Here is an 18,103-nt window from a genome sequence, read left to right as displayed (position 1 = left end):
GAAGGCCACGTGACGGCCGCGGTGTGACTGCTGCAGCGTTAAATTAGCACTGCTAGTTTCCGGTTCGCAGCCCTACTATGTGCGCCATGGCCAGACCGCGCAAGCCCCTCCTCAGCACCGACCGGATCGTCGGGGCGGCCCGGACGCTGGTGGACGCCGAGGGACTCGCCGCCGTCTCCACGCGCCGGCTCGCCGCCGAACTGGGGGTCAGCGGTCCGTCCCTCTACAACCACTTCCGCACCAAGGACCAGATCCTTGAGGCGGTCGCGGACTCGGTGAGCGCGCAGGTCGACCTGTCGATGTTCGAGGACGGGCGCGACTGGCGCACCGCGCTGCACGACTGGGCCGTCTCCTACCGGGCCGCCCTGCGCGACCACCCGAACATCGTCCCGGTCCTGGCCCGCGGCCCCGGCCGCCGCCCGGCCGGACTGCGGCTCGCCGACGCCGTATTCGGTGCGATGGTGGAGGCGGGGTGGCCGCCGGCGCAGGCCACGTCCATCGGCGCGCTGATGCGGTACTTCGTGACGGGCTCCGCGCTGGGGTCGTTCGCCGGAGGCTTCGTGGACGACGAGACCGCGTACGATCCCGCCGACTATCCGCATCTCGGGCAGGCCCATCTTCTCGCCGAACAGCAGGAGAAGATCGACGAACGGGCCTTCGAGACGGGGCTGAGGGCGTTGCTGGACGGGTTGGCGCTGCAGTTTGAGGGGTTGCGGGGGGAGTAGGGGTTCCGCATGCCTTCCTGTCTGCGGGCCGTATGTGGCTTGTCGCGCAGTTCCCCGCGCCCCTTACGGGGCGCTCATCGTTCGGCGCTCGCCGAACTGTGCGTCGCGCATGCTGGGTGCATGACCTCCTCACGTACCGGGGCCGCCGGGCTCGCCGCCCTCGCCTCTCTGGTCGCCGACGAGACACGGGCCGGTTTTCTGCTGGCGCTGCTCGACGGGCGGGCGTGGACGGCCGGTGAGCTGGCCCGGCATGCGGGGGTCGCCGCGTCGACGGCCAGCGAGCACCTGGGCAAGCTCGTCGCCGGCGGGCTGCTCACCGAGGAACGGCAGGGGCGGCACCGGTACGTACGGCTGGCCGACGCCCGGGTCGCCCAGCTCGTCGAGGACCTCGCCGCCCAGGTCGCGCCGACGGCCGCCGTGCGACCGCGCACCCTGCGTGAGGCCGGCGCGGGCAGCGCGATGGCCCGGGGCCGCACCTGCTACGACCACCTGGCCGGCCGCCTCGGCATCGCCGTCACCGACGCACTGACAGGGCTCGGACTGCTCCGGCAGGACACGGGGTTCGCGCTCACCGACGAAGGGGTGCGCTGGTTCGACGGCCTCGGCGTCCCCCTCGTACGCACCGGGCGGCGCCCGCTCGCCCGGGCCTGCCTGGACTGGACGGAACGCCGTCCCCATCTCGCCGGCGTGGCGGGAGCCGCGCTGTGCCGGCACGCCCTGGACACGGGCTGGTGCGTACGCATCGGCTCGGAGCGAGCCGTGAAGGTCACGCCCAAGGGCGACCGGGCCCTGGCGGACCTACTGGGAATCCAGTCGGAGACGCTCTTCTGACGTGCCCCGCAAGGGGCGCGGGGAACTGCGCGACCAGCCCCCACACCGACCCGCAGACGGACAACGGCTCAGCGGAGCTCAACGCCCGGTCCGAAAATCGCGAGCCCTTTCCCGTGACCCCACCTAGCCTCTGGAAAGTGATGAAGCCTCTCCTGTCAGCCCGCCGTACGGAACTGCTCGCGGCCGGAGCCGCGACGGTCACCGTGCTGTTGTGGGCCTCCGCGTTCGTGTCCATCCGGAGTGCGGGCGAGGCGTACGCGCCCGGCGCCCTGGCCCTGGGCCGGTTGCTCGCCGGGACGCTCGTCCTCGGCGTGATCTGTCTGATACGCCGGGAGGGGCTGCCGCCGCGCGCCGCCTGGCCGGGGATCGTGGTGTCCGGGCTGCTCTGGTTCGGGCTCTACATGGTGGTGCTCAACTGGGGTGAGCAGAAGGTCGACGCGGGCACCGCCGCCCTGGTGGTGAACGTGGGCCCGCTGATCATGGCCCTGCTCGCGGGGTGGCTCCTCAAGGAGGGGCTGCCGCCGAGGCTCCTCGCCGGGATGGCCGTGTCGTTCGCGGGAGCGGCGGTCGTCGGCCTGTCGATGTCGGGCGAAGGCAGCGCCTCCGTGCTCGGCGTGCTGCTCTGTCTGCTCGCCGCGGTGGCGTACGCGGGCGGTGTGGTCGCCCAGAAGCCGGCCCTGCGGCACGGTTCCGCGCTCCAGGTGACGACGTACGGCTGTGCGATCGGGGCGGTGGCCTGTCTGCCCTTCGCCGGGCAGCTGGTCTCCGACGCCGCCGACGCCCCGCTGTCCGCGACCCTCAACATGGTGTACCTGGGCGTCTTCCCGACCGCCCTCGCGTTCACCACCTGGGCGTTCGCGCTGGCCCGTACGACGGCCGGGAAGATGGGCGCCACGACGTACGCGGTGCCCGCGCTGGTGGTGCTGATGTCCTGGGTTGCTCTCGACGAGGTGCCGGGCTGGATCACGCTCGTCGGCGGACTGGTGTGTCTGGCAGGGGTGGCGGTGTCGCGGTCGCGCCCGCGAACGGCCGCGGTGGCAGCGGAAGTTACTCCTGCCACTGCCGGCGGATCCGTCGCCGCGGCCCCGGAGACGAGTCCGGAGCCGCAGCGCGAGCAGGCCTAGACGGCCCGGCTTCTCAGCGTGAACGCGCCCTGTCCGCAAGGACCTTGATCGATCCGAGCGCGATCACGGCGAGCCCGATGATGTACGCGGCCACCGACATCGACGTGCCCGTCGTCTCCAGCAGGAGCACCATCACGAAGGGCGCGAGTCCGCCGCCGAGGACAGCCGCGATCTGGTAGCCGAGCGAAGCGCCCGTGTACCGCATCTCGGGGGTGAACAGCTCGGCGAACAGGGCGGCCTGGGGCCCGTACATGATGCTGAGGAAGCAGCTGGCGACGAACGTGCCGACCGCCAGCCACAGCAGCGAGCCCGTGTCGATCAGCAGGAACATCGGTACGGCCCACAGGGCGATGCCGGCCGCGCCGAGACCGTAGATCCGGATGCGGCCGATGCGGTCGGAGAGCGCGGCGGACGCGGGGATCAGGACGAGCTGGGTGAGGCTCACGCAGAGGGAGACCGTGAGGACTGCCCCGCGGTTCATGTCGAGTTCGCGGGTCGTGTAGTCGAGGACGCCGGTGATCAGGATGTAGAAGGTCGCGGTGTTCACGGCGAACGAGCCGCCCGCGAGGAAGACCGTGCCGAGGTGGCCGCGGAGGATGGTGCGCAGTGGGGAGTTCCGCGCGCCGCCGCCAACCTTTCCCTTGTCTGCTCCCTGTTCTCCCTGTTCTGCCGCCTGTTCCTTCTCTGCCTTCTCCTTCTCGGCCAGGGCCCGTTCGGCCGCCCGGAACTCGGGGGTCTCCTCGACGTGCTTGTGGATGTACCAGGCGAGTACGAGGACGAGCAGGCCTACCAGGAACGGGAGCCGCCATCCCCACGCGGCGAACGCCGACTCGCTGGTGAACGCGCCGGCGAGTAGGAACACCGAGTTGGCGGTCACCACGCCGATGGGGACGCCGAGTTGGACGAAGCTCCCGTAGATGCCCCGCTTGCCCTCCGGCGCGTACTCGGTGGCGAGGAGCATCGCGCCGCCCCACTGCGCGCCGACCGCGATGCCCTGCATGACGCGCAGCGTGACGAGCAGGACCGGGGCGGCTATGCCGATCGTCTCGTAGGTGGGGAGGAGGCCGATGCCCGTCGTGGCCACGCCCATCAGGGTCAGGGCCAGGACCAGCATGGGCTTGCGGCCTCGTTTGTCGCCGAGATGGCCCGCGATGATTCCGCCGAAGGGGCGGGCGAGGAAGCCGACGGCGAAGGTGGCGAACGAGGCGAGGACTCCTGCGGAGGAGCTGCCTGCGGGGAAGTACAGGTCTCCGAGGACCAGGGCTGCCGCTATGCCGAAGACGAAGTAGTCGTACCACTCGACCGCTGAGGCCAGGGCGGCGGCCGTTGCCCCTTTGCGGCGGTTCTTGGCGTCTTGTGCGGGGGTGGATGTGCTGGGGAGGGCGGAAGGAGCGGTGTCCATGCGGTGCACACTCCGGTGGGTGCGGGGACGTTCGCGGCAACGTACTGACCGGACGGTATGTGGGTCAACGGGTGTGCGGCGATTGTTCTTCTCTCGCCCCCGCCGCCCCTACCCATTCCCGTCCCTTACTCAGGGGCTCCGCCCCCGAACCCCCGCCAAAGATTGCGCAGTTCCCCGCGCCCCTTTAAGGGGCGCGGGGAACTGCGCGACCAGCCACACCCCACCCGCACCCGACAACCCACCCCACGGGGTCTGGGGCGGAGCCCCAGGGGACGGGAATGGGTAGGGGCGGCGGGGGCGAGGAAAGGTCCGTGGGGGCTAGAAGACCACCAAGGCCCGCCCGCCCTTCCCCGCCAGCATGTTCTCGAAGGCCGACGGGATGCCCTCCAGGGCGATCCGTTCGGTCACCAGGGAGCCCAGGACCAAGCGCCCCGCACGGACGTGGTCGGCGAGGAGCGGCAGGTCACGGGCCGGATCGGAGTTGCCGTAGACGCAGCCGGAGAGCGTGCGGCCCCAGTGGAAGAGTTCGAGGGCGTTGAAGGTGACCTGCTGGTCCTTGCCGCCGATGCCGACGACCGTCGTACGGCCGCCTCGGCGGGTGGACTCCCAGGCAGCCCGGATCGTGACGGCCCGGCCCACACACTCGACCGCCACGTCGACCCCCTGCTTGCCCGTGAGCCCACGGATCTCCCGGGCGGTGGTGTCGGACGCGACGACGTACTCCGTGGCCCCGGCCGCCCGCGCCAGGGACTCCTTCTCCGGCGACACATCCACCGCCACGATCGTCGAGGCGCCCGCGATCCGCGCGGCCTGGATCGCCGCGAGACCGACCCCGCCGACCCCGAACACCGCGACGGTCTCCCCGGAGCGGACCCGCGCCGAGTAGTGGACGGCCCCGTACCCGGTGAGCACGGCGCAGCCGAGCAGCGCCGCGTCGGTCAACGGGATCCCGGCCGGCGCGGGGAGCACACAGGCACCCGCGACCAGCGTCTCCTCGGCGAACGCGGCGACGTTCAGCCCGGGATACAGGTCGGCCCCGTCGGAGGAGCGCCGCGCGTACACCTCCCCCGCCCCCGCCAGCGCGTTGGCGCACAGCCATACCTCGCCCAGCGAGCAGGCGTGGCAACTGCCGCAGGAGGGAGCCCAGTTGAGGACCACTCCGTCCCCGGGCGCGACGTGCGTGACCCCGGGGCCGACGGAGACGACGGTCCCCGCCCCCTCGTGGCCGAGCACGGCGGGTACCGGCACCCGCATGGTGCCGTTGGACAGGGAGAGGTCGGAGTGGCAGACCCCGGCCGCGGCCAGCCGCACCCTCACCTGCCCGGGGCCCGGCACCTCCGGCAACTCGATCTCGGTGATCTCCAACGGAGCCCCGACGGCGGGCAGGACAGCGGCGCGAACCGCGTGCGTCGCACGAGCCATGTCGTACAACCCTCCTAGAACTGCAGGGACTTGGTCTGGAGGTACTCGGACAGGCCGTGCGAGCCCAGCTCGCGGCCGACCCCCGACTGCTTGTAACCGCCGAAGGGGGCAAGGGGGTTGAAGCGCCCGCCGTTGATGTCCACCTGTCCGGTGTCGAGGCGCCTCGCGAAGGCCACGGCCTCGGTCGCCTCGCCGGCCCACACGGCCCCCGCCAGCCCGTACACCGTGCCGTTCGCGATCCGCAGCGCGTCGGACTCGTCCTCGTACCGGAGGATCGAGAGCACGGGGCCGAAGATCTCCTCCTGGGCGATCGTCATCTCGGGGGTCACGTCCGCGAAGACGGTCGGGCTGACGAAGTAGCCCTGATCGCGCGGGGCTTCGGGTCCGCCGGCCACCAGTCGCGCTCCCTCCGCGACGCCCTTCTCGATGTAACTCCGCACGCGCTGTTGCTGCTTGGCGTTGACGACGGGCCCTATGCGTTCGCCGTATTTCGCGGCCGCCTCCGCCGCCAGCGCGACCGCCTCGTCGTACTGCGAGTCGTGGACCAGCATGCGGGTCCAGGCGCTGCATGTCTGGCCGGAGTTGGACATCACGTTGGCCACGCCGACGTTGACCGCCTTGGCGAGGTCGGCGCTCGGCAGGATGACGTTGGCGGACTTGCCGCCGAGTTCCAGGGCGACCCGCTTGACGGCCGCGCCCGCGGTCGCACCGATCTGCCTGCCGACGGCCGTCGAGCCGGTGAAGGAGACCAGGTCCACGCCCTCGTGCCCGGCGAGGGCCTGGCCCGCGACCGGGCCGAGGCCGGTGACCAGGTTGAAGACCCCGGCCGGAACGCCCGCTTCGTGGACCGCCTCCGCAAAGAGCTGCGCGGTCAGCGGGGTGTCCTCGGCGGGCTTCAGCACGACCGTGCAGCCGGCCGCGAGGGCCGGGGCGACCTTGGCGACGATCTGGTGCAGCGGGTAGTTCCAGGGGGTGATCGCGCCGACCACGCCGACCGGTTCCAGATGGACGGTCGAGTTGCCGACCTTCTCCTCGAAGGCGTACGAAGCGGCCAGCTCGGCGTACGAACCGGCGACCGCGATGGGCGCTCCGACGTGCACGGCCTGCGAGAGTTTCAGCGGTGAGCCGAGTTCGGCGGTCACCGTCTCGGCGATCTCGTCCTTGCGGGCGACGAGTACGTCCCGGAGTGCGGTGATCCGTGCGGCGCGCTCGGCGGGCGGTGTGGCGGCCCAGGCAGGCAGGGCTCCGCGCGCGGCTCGTACGGCGGCGTCCACGTCGTCGGCGGTGCCCGCCGGGACCTGGGCGATGACCTGCTCGTCGGCCGGGTTGACGACGGCGATCGCGTCCGTCCCGGCGGCCGGGCGCCACTCGCCGTCGATGTACATGCCGTCGTGTGCCTTCATGCGTTCCTCCCGGGAGGGGCGTCGTCTCCGCCGCCCAACCTAGCCGTCGTCCGAGACCCCAAACTAGCGGTGTTAGTTTTTGCACACCAGGGGCCCCGGGACGATCACAGGGCCCACAGGGAAGCACCCCGAGGCCCCCACGGGAGCACGGGGGCGTCGGACCTCAGAAGTCCGCGCGCGTCGGTTCGTCCAGCCGGGCAACGGCCTCCTGGCCGAACTCCTTCTCGTACGCGTCCCGGATCCCCTCGATCCCGGGGTCGGCCGCCTTCGCCCGCCCCACGGGATACAGCAGGATCAGCTCGTACGACCGCTCTCGCTCGATGACACCGTTCCTGTCGCGCCACTGCCCGCGGCCGTCCTGCACGGTGAGCCCGTCCGGGAAGGCGGGGGTGACCTGCCGGTCGACGAAGTCCATGAACTGCCCGTCGGTGACGGCCGGGCCTCCGTCGGGGCGCTCGGTGCCGAAGAAGAGACGGGTCTCGACGTACGCCGCGCCCCTGGCCGTCGGAGCCGCCGGAGCCGTCTGCCGGGGCTCGGCGTCGGTGAGTGTGGCGTACGCGGCCGGGGCGCCGGCGAAGAGGAGGGCGGAGGCCGTAGCGACGGCGAGGCGGGTACGCATGGTGTTCATGATCATGAACGCATACCTAGCGGGCCTCAGTCCTCCAGGTCGGGCAGGCGCGCCGGGGCCGGGGAGATCCGTACGCCTTCGTGGTCGAAGACGAACAGATGGGCGAGGTCCACGAGGAGGGGAACCTGCATGCCGTGGCGGAGTTCGTGGTCGGGTGTCGTACGGACGATGAGGTCTCCGGGCAACCGGCCCTCGGGAGGCGGCAGTTCGGTCCGGTCCTGTCCGGCGTCCCCGGGATCCTCCATGACCACGACGGGTCCGGCCCGCAGCGCGCCGGCCCGGTCCCGCAGGCGGCCCAGGACACCGCCCACGGGACGGCGGCGCCTCGGTGGCCGGGCCACGGGGCGCGGCGCCTCCAGGTCGGGTACGACGGCGGGCTGTGAGCCGGTGTTGAAGTGGACGAGGACCTCGTGTCCCTGGAACTCCACGTGCTCGACGAGCCCGCTGATCGCCACCTCGCCGGGCCTGGCCTCCCCCGGCTTGGCGATGCGTACGGCCTCGGAGCGCAGGCCCACGATGACCTCGTGGCCCTGGTGCACCCGGAGCAACCGGTGGTCCAGGGACAGGGGTTCGGGCAGGACGAGGGCCTGGCGGCCGAGGCCGATCGACATGGCACCGTCGAGGGGGGCGAGGACGATGCCTCGCAGGAGGCTGATGCGCGGGGTGCCGACGAACGCGGCGACGAAGACGTTCTCGGGCAGCGCGTAGACCGTGCGCGGGGTGCCGACCTGCTGGAGGACACCGCCGCGCAGGACGGCGACCCGGTCGCCGAGGGACATCGCCTCCGCCTGGTCGTGGGTGACGTACACCGTGGTGACGCCCAGACCCCTGGTGAGACGGGCGATTTCGGCGCGCAGACGGTTGCGGAGCTTGGCGTCCAGGTTGGCCAGCGGTTCGTCCATCAGGAACGCGGAGGGGTGTCGTGCGATCGCCCGGCCCATCGCGACGCGCTGGCGTTCGCCGCCGGAGAGCTGGTGGGGGAAGCGGTCGAGGAGGTCCTCGATGCCGAGCATCTTGGCCGTGGCGTCGACGCGCGAGCGCGGGTCCTCGCCGGGCGTCTCGATGCGCAGGGGGAAACCGATGTTGTCGCGGCTGTTCATGGTCGGGTAGAGCGCGAAGTTCTGGAAGATCATCGCCATGTCCCGGTCCGCGGGCTCCAGATGGTTGGCGTAGGCGCCGTCGAGCCGCACCTGCCCCTCGGTGGGATCCGTGAGGCCGGCGATCATCCTCAGCACGGTCGACTTGCCGCAGCCGGACGGTCCGAGCAGCACCAGGAACTCGCCGGGCGCGACGTCGAGCGACAACCTGTCCACCACGGAGACACCGCGCGTATAGGACTTGCTGACCTGTCGAAGGGAGATGGCGCGTGACATGGGACGTGACCCCCGGGGGCTCACAGGGCGCTGGTGCTCCGCGATCGGAGGTCTCGCGGGTCGTACGAGACCTATGAGTCACGGAAGCTAACGGACCGCACACATCCCGGGGAAGACTTGCGGCGGAATCGGGCGGGCCTTGTGGAGGGGCCTATCGTGAAACAGGGGCGTTCGGGCCAACTCCGGTGCGAAAGAGGTCTGTTCAGTGTCTCTCGGGCTCCGGTGCGGATGGCGTACGTCCCCTACGTTCCGTCGGCTCCGGCCCGGCGGCGCCCGTACGCCCCTGTCGCAGTCCGAGCCCCGAGGCGATCAGCAGCAGCGCTCCGAGCATGACGAACGGCGCGGCCACGCCGGCGACTCCGGCGACCAGGCCCGCGGCGGCGGGCGCGGCGACCTGGCCGAGCCGGTTGCCGGTCAGACGCAGGGCGAGGGCGGTGGAGCGGGCGTCGTCGGGGGCGGCCTGGACGACCGTGGTCATGGACAGGGGCTGGCCGACGCCCAGGCAGAAGCCGAGGAGGGCGAGGATCACGGCGAGGCCCCAGACCGGCACGGGCAGCGCGATCCCGGCGCACAGGAGGGCCCCCAGCAGACAGGTCGTGGTGAGCAGCGCGGCCCGGCCGAGGAGCCGCAGCATGGGCGTCATCACCAGGCGGCAGGCGATGGTCGCCGCAGCGCGCAGGCTGAGCAACAGGCCGATCACGGAGGGCGCGATGCCGCGGTGTTCGCCGACCACCGGCAGATACGCGGTAAGGATGTCCGTCGCGGACAGCACGGCGAGGCTGATGAAGATGCCGGCGGGTACGCCCCGGGTGCGCAGTATGCGGTGAACGGGGACGCGATCGCCGCGTCCGGTACGGGACTTGGGCCGGTCGCGGTGCTCTATGCGCCACAGCGAGACGAACGAGACCGCGGCGACGGCGCCCGCGACCAGCAGCGCGAGGGCACTGGTGCCCGCCATGTCGGGGCCGCCGATCAGCGCGCCCGCGGCGATCGGCCCGACGAGCTGGCCGAGCGAGGCGCCGATGGTGAAGTGGCCGAAGTTGCGGTCCTGGTCGTGCGGTGCCGACTGGCGGGCCACGATCGACTGGGCGCCGATCACGAAGGAGAGGTGTCCGAGGCCCATCACACCGCTCCAGGCCGCCATCGCGGCAAGGGAGTTCGCCGTACCGCTGAGGGCGCAGCCCCCGGCTATGAGGACGACGCCGACCGGGAGCAGCGGGGCGCAGCGGCCGTGGTCGGTCCTGCGTCCGAGCGGTACGGCGGCGAAGAGCGGCAGCAGTGCGTAGACGCCCGCGATGACACCGATCGCGCGCTCGTCGGCGCCCAGCGCGAGGGCCCGGTAGGAGACGGCGGGCCGTGCCATCGACACCGCCCCCTGCGCGAAGCTGAAGGCGATGACGAGGCGGAGCAGCCAGCCGCGGTTCCCACCGGGCCTCACAGTGACACCCTCCATTGGATGAAACGGACGAACGGAGTGAGCTCGGCCCGCGCCGAACTCCCTGGAGCCGGGGCTCAGATGATGCCGAACAGGATTCCGGCGCCGAGTACCACGAGGGAAGTGAGGGCGGCCCACTTGACGACGAACTTGGTGTGGTCGCCGAACTCGACCTTGGCCATGCCGACCAGGACGTACACGGCCGGGACGAGGGGGCTCGACATGTGCAGCGGCTGGCCGACGAGCGAGGCGCGGGCGATCTCCAGCGGGGAGACCCCGTGGGCCGCGCCGGCCTCGGCGAGGACCGGCAGGACACCGAAGTAGAAGCCGTCGTTCGACATGAAGTAGGTGAGCGGGAGGCTGAGTACGCCGGTGACGAGGGCCATGTGCGGGCCCATGCCGTCCGGGATGCCGTCGACGAGCCATTTGGCCATGGAGTCGACCATGCCGGTGCCCTGGAGGACGCCGGTGAAGACGGCGGCGGCGAAGACCATGCCGGAGACGTTGAGGACGTTGTCGGCGTGGGCGGCGAGGCGGGCCTTCTGGTCGGGGATGTGCGGGAAGTTGACCGTGAGGGCGAGCGCGGCGGCGAGCACGAACAGGACCGGGATCGGCATCAGTTCCATGATCATGGCGGTCAGGAGCGTCGCCGTGAGCAGTGCGTTGAACCAGTACAGCTTGGGGCGCAGCGTCGGACGGTTCGGGTCGAGGCCCTGGAGGCGGACGTCGTCCTCCTCCTCGTCGTCACCGTCGGAAGCGTCGGTGCCGGAGCCCGCGCCGCCGGCGGTCTTGGTCATACGCACCTTGCCGTCACCGGGACCGCCGGAGGCGGCGGCACCGGCGCCGACCAGCACCGTCTCGGTCTCGGGCTCCTCGACCAGCTGCTTCTCGTCCGTCAGTACGTCGGTCAGGCTCAGCACGCCGAGGCGCTTGCGCTCGCGGAGGCCGAGGACGTACGAGAGGGCGATCACGGCGACCAGGCCGACGGCGAGCGCCGGGATCATCGGGACGAAGATGTCACCGGCGTCGAGCTTGAGCGCGGTGGCGGCGCGGGCGGTCGGGCCGCCCCAGGGCAGCGTGTTCATGACGCCGTTGGCGGTGGCGGCGACGCCGGTCATCACCACGAGGCTCATCTTGAGGCGCTTGTACAGCGGGTACATCGCCGAGACCGTGATCATGAACGTCGTCGAGCCGTCGCCGTCGAGGGAGACGATCGCGGCGAGCAGGGCCGTGCCGACGACGATGCGCAGCGGGTCGGCCTTGCAGAACTTGAGGATGCCTCGGACGATCGGGTCGAAGAGGCCGACGTCGATCATGACGCCGAAGTACACGATGGCGAACATGAGCATCGCGGCGGTGGGCGCGAGGGTGCCCACCCCTTCGATGACGTAGTCGCCGAGATGCGCGCCCTTTCCGACGAACACGCAGAAGAGTGCCGGGATCAGTACGAGCGCCGCGATCGGCGACATCTTCTTCATCATGATCAGGACCAGGAAGGTCGCGATCATGGTGAAGCCGAGGATGGTCAGCATGAGTGGATACCTAACGTTCGCCCTTGAACTTCCACCGGGGACAGCGGTTCGAGTGACGTTAGGTCGGCCACGCAAGGCTTAACAAGATGTTGACACGCGAGCAATAAGCGCAAAACTCCAGGTCACAGCGTTGTGCCTGTTGGCGCGATATCGATGGGTACGCCATTGAGTACCGCCGTGCCGGACAGCGGGTCGAGCAGGCTGCCGTCGAGGAGCTGGTTGACGTTGACGCCGGGGTCCACTGCGGCGTGGGTCGTCCGGGTGCCGGGACGGTCGTGTCCCCAGCCGTGCGGCAGGCTCACGACCCCGCGTCGTACGGCGTCGGTGATCTCGGCGGGGGCGACGACCTCTCCCCCGGCGCCCTTGACCCGCACCGGTGCCCCGTCGGTGACTCCGAGGCGGTCGGCGTCGTCGGGGTGGATGTGCAGGGTGCAGCGGTTGGTGCCGCCGGTGAGGGCGGGGATGTTGTGCATCCAGCTGTTGTTGGAGCGCAGGTGCCGGCGGCCGACGAGGACGAGCCCCTCGGGGCGCCGGCGCAGTGCGTCCCTGAGCCGCGGGAGGTCGTCGGCGAGCGGCTGCGGGAGCAGCTCCACGAGTCCGCTGCGGGTCTTGAGGGGCTGCGGGAGGCGCGACTGGAGCGGTCCGAGGTCGATGCCGTGGGGCTGGTCGAGCAGCTTCTCCAGGGTCAGCCCTTCGGGACGTACGCCGAATCCGTCGCCGTACGGGCCCAGGCGCAGCATCATGTCGAGGCGTCGCTCGGGGCCGGTCTCGCCGGTGAGCTGTGCGGCGAGCTCGCCCGGGGCGCGGCCGTGCGCCGGGGAGTGCGGTTCCTTGACCGCCTTGCCGAGGGTCTGGCTGATGACCAGGTCGTCGACGGCGGAGGGGTCGGCGCCGTGCATGCCGGTGGCGGCGAGGACGAGCCGGGCGAGGATCTCCGTCTCGGCCATGCGGCCGGGCTCCAGGGGGACGGCTGCGCGGGTGTAGCGGACCTGGTTGCGTACGGCGAGGGTGTTGAAGGCGAAGTCGTGGTGCGGGCTCTGCGAGGGCGGGGGCGGCGGCAGCACGACGTGGGCGTGCCGTGAGGTCTCGTTCAGGTAGGGGTCGACACTGACCATGAAGTCGAGCGAGCCGAGGGCCTTGTCGAGGCGGTCGCCGTCGGGCGCGGACAGGACGGGGTTGGCGGCGATGACGACGAGGGCGCGGATCGGCTCGCCCTCGGCGGTCGCGGTGTCGATCTCCTCGGCGAGCGCGGCCATCGGCAGTTCGCCCTTGGCCTCGGGGTGGCGGCTCACGCGGCTGTGCCAGCGGCCGAGCGCGAAGCCGTGGCCGGGTCCGGCGGGGCGGGGCGTCCTGTCGGTGGCGGCCTGCGGGAAGAGGGCGCCGCCGGGCCGGTCGAGGTTGCCGGTGAGGATGTTCAGGATGTCGACCAGCCAGCTGGCCAGGGTGCCGTGCGGGACGGTACAGCTGCCGATGCGGCCGTATACGGCGGCGGTGGGCGCGGCGGCCAGTTCGCGGGCGAGCGCGCGGATCGTGTCGGCGTCGACGTCGCAGGCCTCGGCGGCGGCCTCCGGGGTGAAGTCCTTTACCGCCTCGCGGAGTTCGTCGGCCCCCTGCACCAGCTCGGCGAGTTCGCCGAGGTCGGTGAGCTGCTCCTCGAAGAGGACGTACGCCATGGCCGCGAGCAGCAGCGCGTCGGTGCCGGGGCGGATGGCCACGTGCCGGTCGGCGAGCTTGGCGGTACGGGTGCGGCGGGGGTCGATGACGGTCAGGGTGCCGCCGCGCGCCTTGAGGGCCTTGAGCTTGCCGGGGAAGTCGGGGGCGGTGCACAGGCTGCCGTTGGATTCGAGGGGGTTGGCGCCGATCAGCAGCAGGTGGTCGGTGCGGTCGAGGTCGGGCACGGGGATCGCGTTGGCGTCGCCGTAGAGCAGGCCGCTGGAGACGTGCTTGGGCATCTGGTCGAGGGTGGACGCGGTGAAGAGGCTGCGGGTGCCGAGGCCCGCGAGCAGCACGGTCGGGTAGAGGGCGCCGGCCATGGTGTGCACGTTCGGGTTGCCGAGGACGGCTCCGACGGCGTGAGGCCCGTACCGCTCGACGACCGGCCGCAGTCCGGCCGCGACGGCGTCGAAGGCCTCCTCCCAGGTGGCCTCGCGCAGTTCGCCGTCCTTGCGCACGAGCGGCGTCCGCAGCCGGTCGGGGTCGCCGTCGGCCGCCCCGAACGAGGCGCCCTTCGGGCAGATGAACCCCTGGCTGAACACGTCGTCGCGGTCCCCGCGCGCGCTCGTCACCCGGGTCCCCTCGATGGTGAGCGTGAGCCCGCACGTCGCCTCGCAGAGGGGACAGATGCGCAGAGCTGTTCGGGAGTCGGCGGTGGTGGACACGGGTCCTCCCGGAGGGGGTGGCGGCGACGGTGACGCACTGACCGTGCCGAGCATACCGACCGGTATGGACGGTGGGGAGGGGTCGCGGGGGGTCACGTCGGAAATTCGCGCGCCGTTCGAGTGTCCACGCCGGGCGGGGTCGGGCCGGGCGGGGCCGCGGCGGGTGGGGCCGGGCAACGTCGTCGCCCGGCCTCTCCGTCAGTCGAGCGACCGCGCCAGATACGCCCGCAGCAGTTCCCGGGTCTCCTCGATGACCCGTTCGTCCCCGGACGGGTCGAGGCGGAAGGCGAGCTGGACGAGGGTGTCGGCGGCCTCGACGGCGATGAGGAAGGTGCGGCGCAGGTCCTCGTCGGGTTCGCGGTCCAGGACGGAGGAGAGCATGTCGGTGAGGCGGTCGGCGACGCGGGTGTTGGGTTCGGCGTCGCGGGTGCCGACGGGTATCTGGTTGCCGAAGTCGACGAGCGAGAAGCCGGGCGCGGTGCGCTTCATCGCGAGGTACTCGTCGAGGACCGCGTCCATGGCCGCGCGCCAGCCGCCCGCGCCGGCGGTCTCCTGGAGGCGGAGGGCGACGCGCTCGGTGAAGACGTCGAGGTTGCGCTGGGCGAGCGCGTCGGCCATGGCGCGCTTGTTGCCGAAGAAGCGGTAGACGGACCCTATGGGCACACCGGCGCGCAGGGCGACCGCGCGGGTGCTGAGGGCGTCGTAGCCGACCTCGTCGAGGAGATCGGCGCAGGCGTCGAGTATTCGGGTGAGTCTTTCGGCGCTACGCCGTTGAACGGGCGCGCGGCGCAGCGAGGTCGCAGGGGGCACGGGCTTCATGATGCCTTTCCGCCGGGGTCCGGTGAACCTTGCCCTTCGATACGAATATCTGTGCTGATGCCACTCACTTGTGCGTGCCCGAGCCACTCGTCGCCGACGCCTTCGGGGGCTCGGTGTCCGTCGGCCCCGGATCGGACACGGTGATGTCCGCCGTACTGCCGACGGGCTCGCCGTCCACGGCCCACACCGTGTCGTCGTCGGCGTGCAGGCGCACGGTGACCTGGTGGGTGCCGCGCGGAACGAGGTTTCCGGCGATGTGGTGGTCCGGGCCGCGGAGGAAGGACAGGGGGCGGCCGTCGAGGCGGAGGAGGGCGCGGCCGCGGCCGGGTTCGGCCGTCTTCCTCGCACCGGCCGGCGAGAAGCGGAATTCGTGGACGGTCAGACGTACGTCCCAGCCGTCGCTGTCGGCGTCGGGCTGTATCTCGATCGCGACCCTCGGTGCGTCCTTCTTGTCGATCTCACGGTAGTGCCGCCCTTCCTCGTCCGTGTCCTCCAGCACCTTGCCCACCGGCGACGGCTTCACGCCGTCGCTCTCGCGCGCTTCGTCGGACCCGCAGCCCGTCGCTCCGACGAACAGAGCGCCGAACAGTGCACAGGCCGCGAGCGCGGTGAGGAATACGCGCGTCCACGACATGCCGGGGAGATTAGAGCACCGCTCTGACAGCCGGATCCCCCTGAAGTCTGGTTCTCGGGTACTACCGCGGTCTTGGCGCGATCACGCGGTCGCCCCCGTGGGCACGGGCATCTCCCTCTTGCGCACGGATTTCGCGAATCCTACGGTGATGCATAGGAATCAGGAACGAGGGAGCGATCATGAGCGGGGACGGGCGGATCACCGCCGAGACACTGCGGAAGACCGTCGAGGCGCTGACGTATCTCACCGGGTTCGGCAACGAGCACAGTTCGGAGGCGGTGCCGGGCGCCCTGCCGCACGGTCGCAACTCTCCTCAGCGGGCCCCGCTCGGGCTCTACGCGGAGCAGCTGAGCGGTACGGCGTTCACCGAGCCGAGGGCGCAGAACCGCCGGTCGTGGCTGTACCGGATCCACCCGTCGGCCGCGCACCCGGCCTTCACCCGCACCGACAACGGCGCCGTCCGCACGGCACCCTTCACGGAGACGGTTCCCGACCCGAACCGGCTGCGCTGGAACCCGCTGCCCGAGCCCTCACCGGGGACCGACTTCCTGGCGGGCCTGTGGACGCTCGGCGGCAACGGCGACGCGGCGCAGCGCACCGGCATGGCCGTGCACCTCTATCACGCCAACGCCTCGATGGAGCGGGTGTTCAGCGACGCCGACGGCGAGCTGCTGATCGTGCCGGAGCGCGGCGGGCTGCTGCTGCGCACCGAGTTCGGGCTGCTGCATGTGGAGCCGGGACATGTGGCGCTGATTCCTCGTGGGGTGCGCTTCCGTGTGGAGCTGCTGGACGCCGCGTCCGACGACGGCCCGGGCCAGGCTGCCCGGGGCTATGCGTGCGAGAACTACGGGGCGCCCTTCCAGCTCCCCGACCTCGGCCCGATCGGCGCCAACGGTCTGGCGAACGCCCGCGACTTCCGGGCGCCCGTCGCCGCCTACGAGGACGTCGAGGGGCCGGTGGAGGTGGTGAACAAGTTCTGCGGCAACCTCTGGACGGCCGTCTACGACCACTCCCCGCTGGATGTCGTCGCCTGGCACGGCAACCATGTGCCGTACGCCTATGATCTGCGCGCCTTCAATGTGATCGGCACCATCAGCTACGACCACCCGGACCCGTCGATCTTCACGGTGCTGACCTCACCGTCCGACACCCCGGGCCTCGCGGGTGTCGACTTCGTCGTCTTCGCGCCGCGCTGGCTCGTGGGTGAGGACACGTTCCGGCCGCCGTACTTCCACCGGAACGTGATGAGCGAGTACATGGGGCTCATCGAGGGCGCGTACGACGCCAAGGCCGAGGGATTCGTGCCGGGGGGCGGCTCGCTGCACAACATGATGTCGGCGCACGGTCCCGACCGGGAGACGTTCGACCGGGCCAGCGCCGCCGAGCTGCGGCCGCAGAAGATCGACGACGGTCTGGCCTTCATGTTCGAGACGCGCTGGCCGGTCACCGCCACCGCGCAGGCCGCCGGGGCGGAGCATCTGCAGCGCGCGTACGACGACGTGTGGCAGGGCCTCCAGCGGCACTTCCGGCCGGAGCGGCGCCCATGACCGACCGGGACCGATCGTGACCGCCCGTTGCACGCAGCGCCCGCGAACGGTACGGATACCCTCGTGACCTCCTTCGCCCCGGACTCGATCGTCCTGAACCGCAAGCTGCCGCTCTGGTATCAGGTGTCGCAGTCCCTGCGCGCCTCGATACTCGGGCGGTCCGCGCAGGATCCGCTGCGGCTGCCCACCGAGGAACAGCTGGCGGAGCACTACGGGGTGAGCGTGCTGACCATGCGGCAGGCGCTCAAGGAGCTGGAGGACGAGGGGCTGATCACCCGCCATCGCAGGCGCGGCACGTTCATCGAGCCGAGCGCGGCACGGGGCGCCCCGGTCCGGCTGCTCGGCTCGGTGGACGCGATCGTGGCCCAGCAGTCGGGCATGACGACCCGGCTCCTCGACCACGGCACCGAGCCCGTGTCGGCGGAACTCTCCGAGCACTTCCCGGACCTGACGGAGGTCGCGACCTACCACCGGCTGCGCAGCGACGAGAAGACCGGGGAGCCGACCAACCACGCGCGCAACTACGTCCGGCCCGAGCTGGCCGCCCTGATCGACCCCGACGACCTGGTCCGCTGGCCCATGACCAAGGTGCTGCGGGACGTCGCGGGGGCGAGGATCAGCCAGATCACCGACACCGTCGAGGCGCGGCTCGCCGACCCGGAGACCGCACGGCTGCTCCAGGTCCCGCTGCTGAGCCCGATCCTGCACTACACGGGCGTCGTGCACGGCGAGGACGGCCGGGCGCTCGACGTGGCCCGTATCCAGTACCGGGGCGACCGCTTCTCCTTCACCGTCACCCTCGACGCCCACTGAGCATGCGGGACCAAGGCGCCTTCGACGGCCCACGTCG

General features: G+C 71.3%; 15 protein-coding genes. 5 read left to right on the top strand and 10 right to left on the bottom strand.

All coding sequences use genetic code 11. The annotated features are described in order from the left end of the window. The first annotated feature begins 86 nt into the window (after window positions 1–86). From OG718_RS41450 to OG718_RS41440, 3 genes are all read left to right on the top strand, one after another. Complete coding sequence (locus OG718_RS41450; protein ID WP_143635815.1) at window positions 87–725, top strand: TetR/AcrR family transcriptional regulator; 639 nt, start codon at window positions 87–89, stop codon at window positions 723–725. Window positions 726–845: 120 nt separating this feature from the next. Beyond that, a complete protein-coding gene (locus tag OG718_RS41445; RefSeq protein ID WP_328846610.1) occupies window positions 846–1,556 on the top strand; it encodes an ArsR/SmtB family transcription factor in 711 nt (236 codons plus the stop codon). A gap of 140 nt (window positions 1,557–1,696) precedes the next feature. Next, a complete protein-coding gene (locus tag OG718_RS41440; RefSeq protein WP_306943749.1) occupies window positions 1,697–2,680 on the top strand; it encodes a DMT family transporter in 984 nt (327 codons plus the stop codon). A 13-nt stretch (window positions 2,681–2,693) separates the two neighbouring features. Here OG718_RS41440 and OG718_RS41435 read toward each other — a convergent pair whose 3' ends face one another. The 10 genes from OG718_RS41435 to OG718_RS41390 all read right to left on the bottom strand — a co-directional run bounded on the left by OG718_RS41435 (window position 2,694) and on the right by OG718_RS41390 (window position 15,706). Next, window positions 2,694–4,082 carry an MFS transporter gene (locus OG718_RS41435; RefSeq protein WP_328846609.1) on the bottom strand — a complete coding sequence of 463 codons (1,389 nt, stop codon included), beginning with the start codon at window positions 4,080–4,082 and terminating at the stop codon, window positions 2,694–2,696. Window positions 4,083–4,400: 318 nt separating this feature from the next. Beyond that, the gene (locus OG718_RS41430) at window positions 4,401–5,504 is read right to left on the bottom strand and encodes a Zn-dependent alcohol dehydrogenase (RefSeq protein WP_328846608.1); all 1,104 of its coding nucleotides are present in this window, start codon (window positions 5,502–5,504) and stop codon (window positions 4,401–4,403) included. 14 nt (window positions 5,505–5,518) lie between these two features. After that, complete coding sequence (locus OG718_RS41425; protein WP_328846607.1) at window positions 5,519–6,907, bottom strand: aldehyde dehydrogenase family protein; 1,389 nt, start codon at window positions 6,905–6,907, stop codon at window positions 5,519–5,521. Window positions 6,908–7,070: 163 nt separating this feature from the next. Then, window positions 7,071–7,535, bottom strand: coding sequence for a DUF3574 domain-containing protein (locus OG718_RS41420; protein ID WP_443055236.1), 465 nt, complete (start codon window positions 7,533–7,535; stop codon window positions 7,071–7,073). A gap of 26 nt (window positions 7,536–7,561) precedes the next feature. Continuing rightward, on the bottom strand, window positions 7,562–8,908 hold the full coding sequence (locus tag OG718_RS41415) for an ABC transporter ATP-binding protein (protein ID WP_143635827.1): 1,347 nt from the start codon (window positions 8,906–8,908) through the stop codon (window positions 7,562–7,564). A gap of 202 nt (window positions 8,909–9,110) precedes the next feature. Further along, complete coding sequence (locus tag OG718_RS41410; protein ID WP_143635830.1) at window positions 9,111–10,346, bottom strand: MFS transporter; 1,236 nt, start codon at window positions 10,344–10,346, stop codon at window positions 9,111–9,113. 74 nt (window positions 10,347–10,420) lie between these two features. Then, the gene (locus tag OG718_RS41405; RefSeq protein WP_143635832.1) at window positions 10,421–11,875 is read right to left on the bottom strand and encodes a CitMHS family transporter; all 1,455 of its coding nucleotides are present in this window, start codon (window positions 11,873–11,875) and stop codon (window positions 10,421–10,423) included. 122 nt (window positions 11,876–11,997) lie between these two features. Further along, window positions 11,998–14,253, bottom strand: a complete 2,256-nt coding sequence (locus OG718_RS41400; protein WP_328846605.1) for a molybdopterin oxidoreductase family protein — start codon at window positions 14,251–14,253, stop codon at window positions 11,998–12,000. Window positions 14,254–14,451: 198 nt separating this feature from the next. Then, window positions 14,452–15,072 (bottom strand): TetR/AcrR family transcriptional regulator, encoded by a 621-nt coding sequence (locus tag OG718_RS41395; RefSeq protein WP_143635836.1) that lies wholly within the window; start codon window positions 15,070–15,072, stop codon window positions 14,452–14,454. A 64-nt stretch (window positions 15,073–15,136) separates the two neighbouring features. Beyond that, window positions 15,137–15,706: a hypothetical protein gene (locus OG718_RS41390; protein WP_328846604.1), complete on the bottom strand. Its 570-nt coding sequence runs from the start codon at window positions 15,704–15,706 to the stop codon at window positions 15,137–15,139. A 179-nt stretch (window positions 15,707–15,885) separates the two neighbouring features. Between OG718_RS41390 and hmgA the strand changes: the two genes are divergently transcribed. After that, window positions 15,886–17,253 (top strand): homogentisate 1,2-dioxygenase, encoded by a 1,368-nt coding sequence (gene hmgA / locus OG718_RS41385; protein ID WP_328846603.1) that lies wholly within the window; start codon window positions 15,886–15,888, stop codon window positions 17,251–17,253. 63 nt (window positions 17,254–17,316) lie between these two features. Continuing rightward, complete coding sequence (locus OG718_RS41380; RefSeq protein ID WP_328846602.1) at window positions 17,317–18,066, top strand: GntR family transcriptional regulator; 750 nt, start codon at window positions 17,317–17,319, stop codon at window positions 18,064–18,066. Window positions 18,067–18,103 lie beyond the last annotated feature (37 nt).

This window comes from Streptomyces sp. NBC_00258 (assembly GCF_036182465.1).
Taxonomy (GTDB): domain Bacteria; phylum Actinomycetota; class Actinomycetes; order Streptomycetales; family Streptomycetaceae; genus Streptomyces.
The sequence above is the reverse complement of the archived record's forward strand: the minus strand, read 5'-3'. Positions and strand labels throughout refer to the sequence as shown.

What these genes read in the sequence shown, in the direction of transcription:
- OG718_RS41450 (WP_143635815.1), top strand. Translation starts at nt 87, where the DNA reads ATGGCCAGACCGCGCAAGCCCCTCCTCAGCACCGACCGGATCGTCGGG.
- OG718_RS41435 (WP_328846609.1), bottom strand. Translation starts at nt 4,082, where the DNA reads ATGGACACCGCTCCTTCCGCCCTCCCCAGCACATCCACCCCCGCACAA.
- OG718_RS41440 (WP_306943749.1), top strand. Translation starts at nt 1,697, where the DNA reads ATGAAGCCTCTCCTGTCAGCCCGCCGTACGGAACTGCTCGCGGCCGGA.
- OG718_RS41445 (WP_328846610.1), top strand. Translation starts at nt 846, where the DNA reads ATGACCTCCTCACGTACCGGGGCCGCCGGGCTCGCCGCCCTCGCCTCT.
- OG718_RS41395 (WP_143635836.1), bottom strand. Translation starts at nt 15,072, where the DNA reads ATGAAGCCCGTGCCCCCTGCGACCTCGCTGCGCCGCGCGCCCGTTCAA.
- OG718_RS41405 (WP_143635832.1), bottom strand. Translation starts at nt 11,875, where the DNA reads ATGCTGACCATCCTCGGCTTCACCATGATCGCGACCTTCCTGGTCCTG.
- OG718_RS41425 (WP_328846607.1), bottom strand. Translation starts at nt 6,907, where the DNA reads ATGAAGGCACACGACGGCATGTACATCGACGGCGAGTGGCGCCCGGCC.
- OG718_RS41430 (WP_328846608.1), bottom strand. Translation starts at nt 5,504, where the DNA reads ATGGCTCGTGCGACGCACGCGGTTCGCGCCGCTGTCCTGCCCGCCGTC.
- OG718_RS41415 (WP_143635827.1), bottom strand. Translation starts at nt 8,908, where the DNA reads ATGTCACGCGCCATCTCCCTTCGACAGGTCAGCAAGTCCTATACGCGC.
- hmgA (WP_328846603.1), top strand. Translation starts at nt 15,886, where the DNA reads ATGAGCGGGGACGGGCGGATCACCGCCGAGACACTGCGGAAGACCGTC.
- OG718_RS41390 (WP_328846604.1), bottom strand. Translation starts at nt 15,706, where the DNA reads ATGTCGTGGACGCGCGTATTCCTCACCGCGCTCGCGGCCTGTGCACTG.
- OG718_RS41420 (WP_443055236.1), bottom strand. Translation starts at nt 7,535, where the DNA reads ATGAACACCATGCGTACCCGCCTCGCCGTCGCTACGGCCTCCGCCCTC.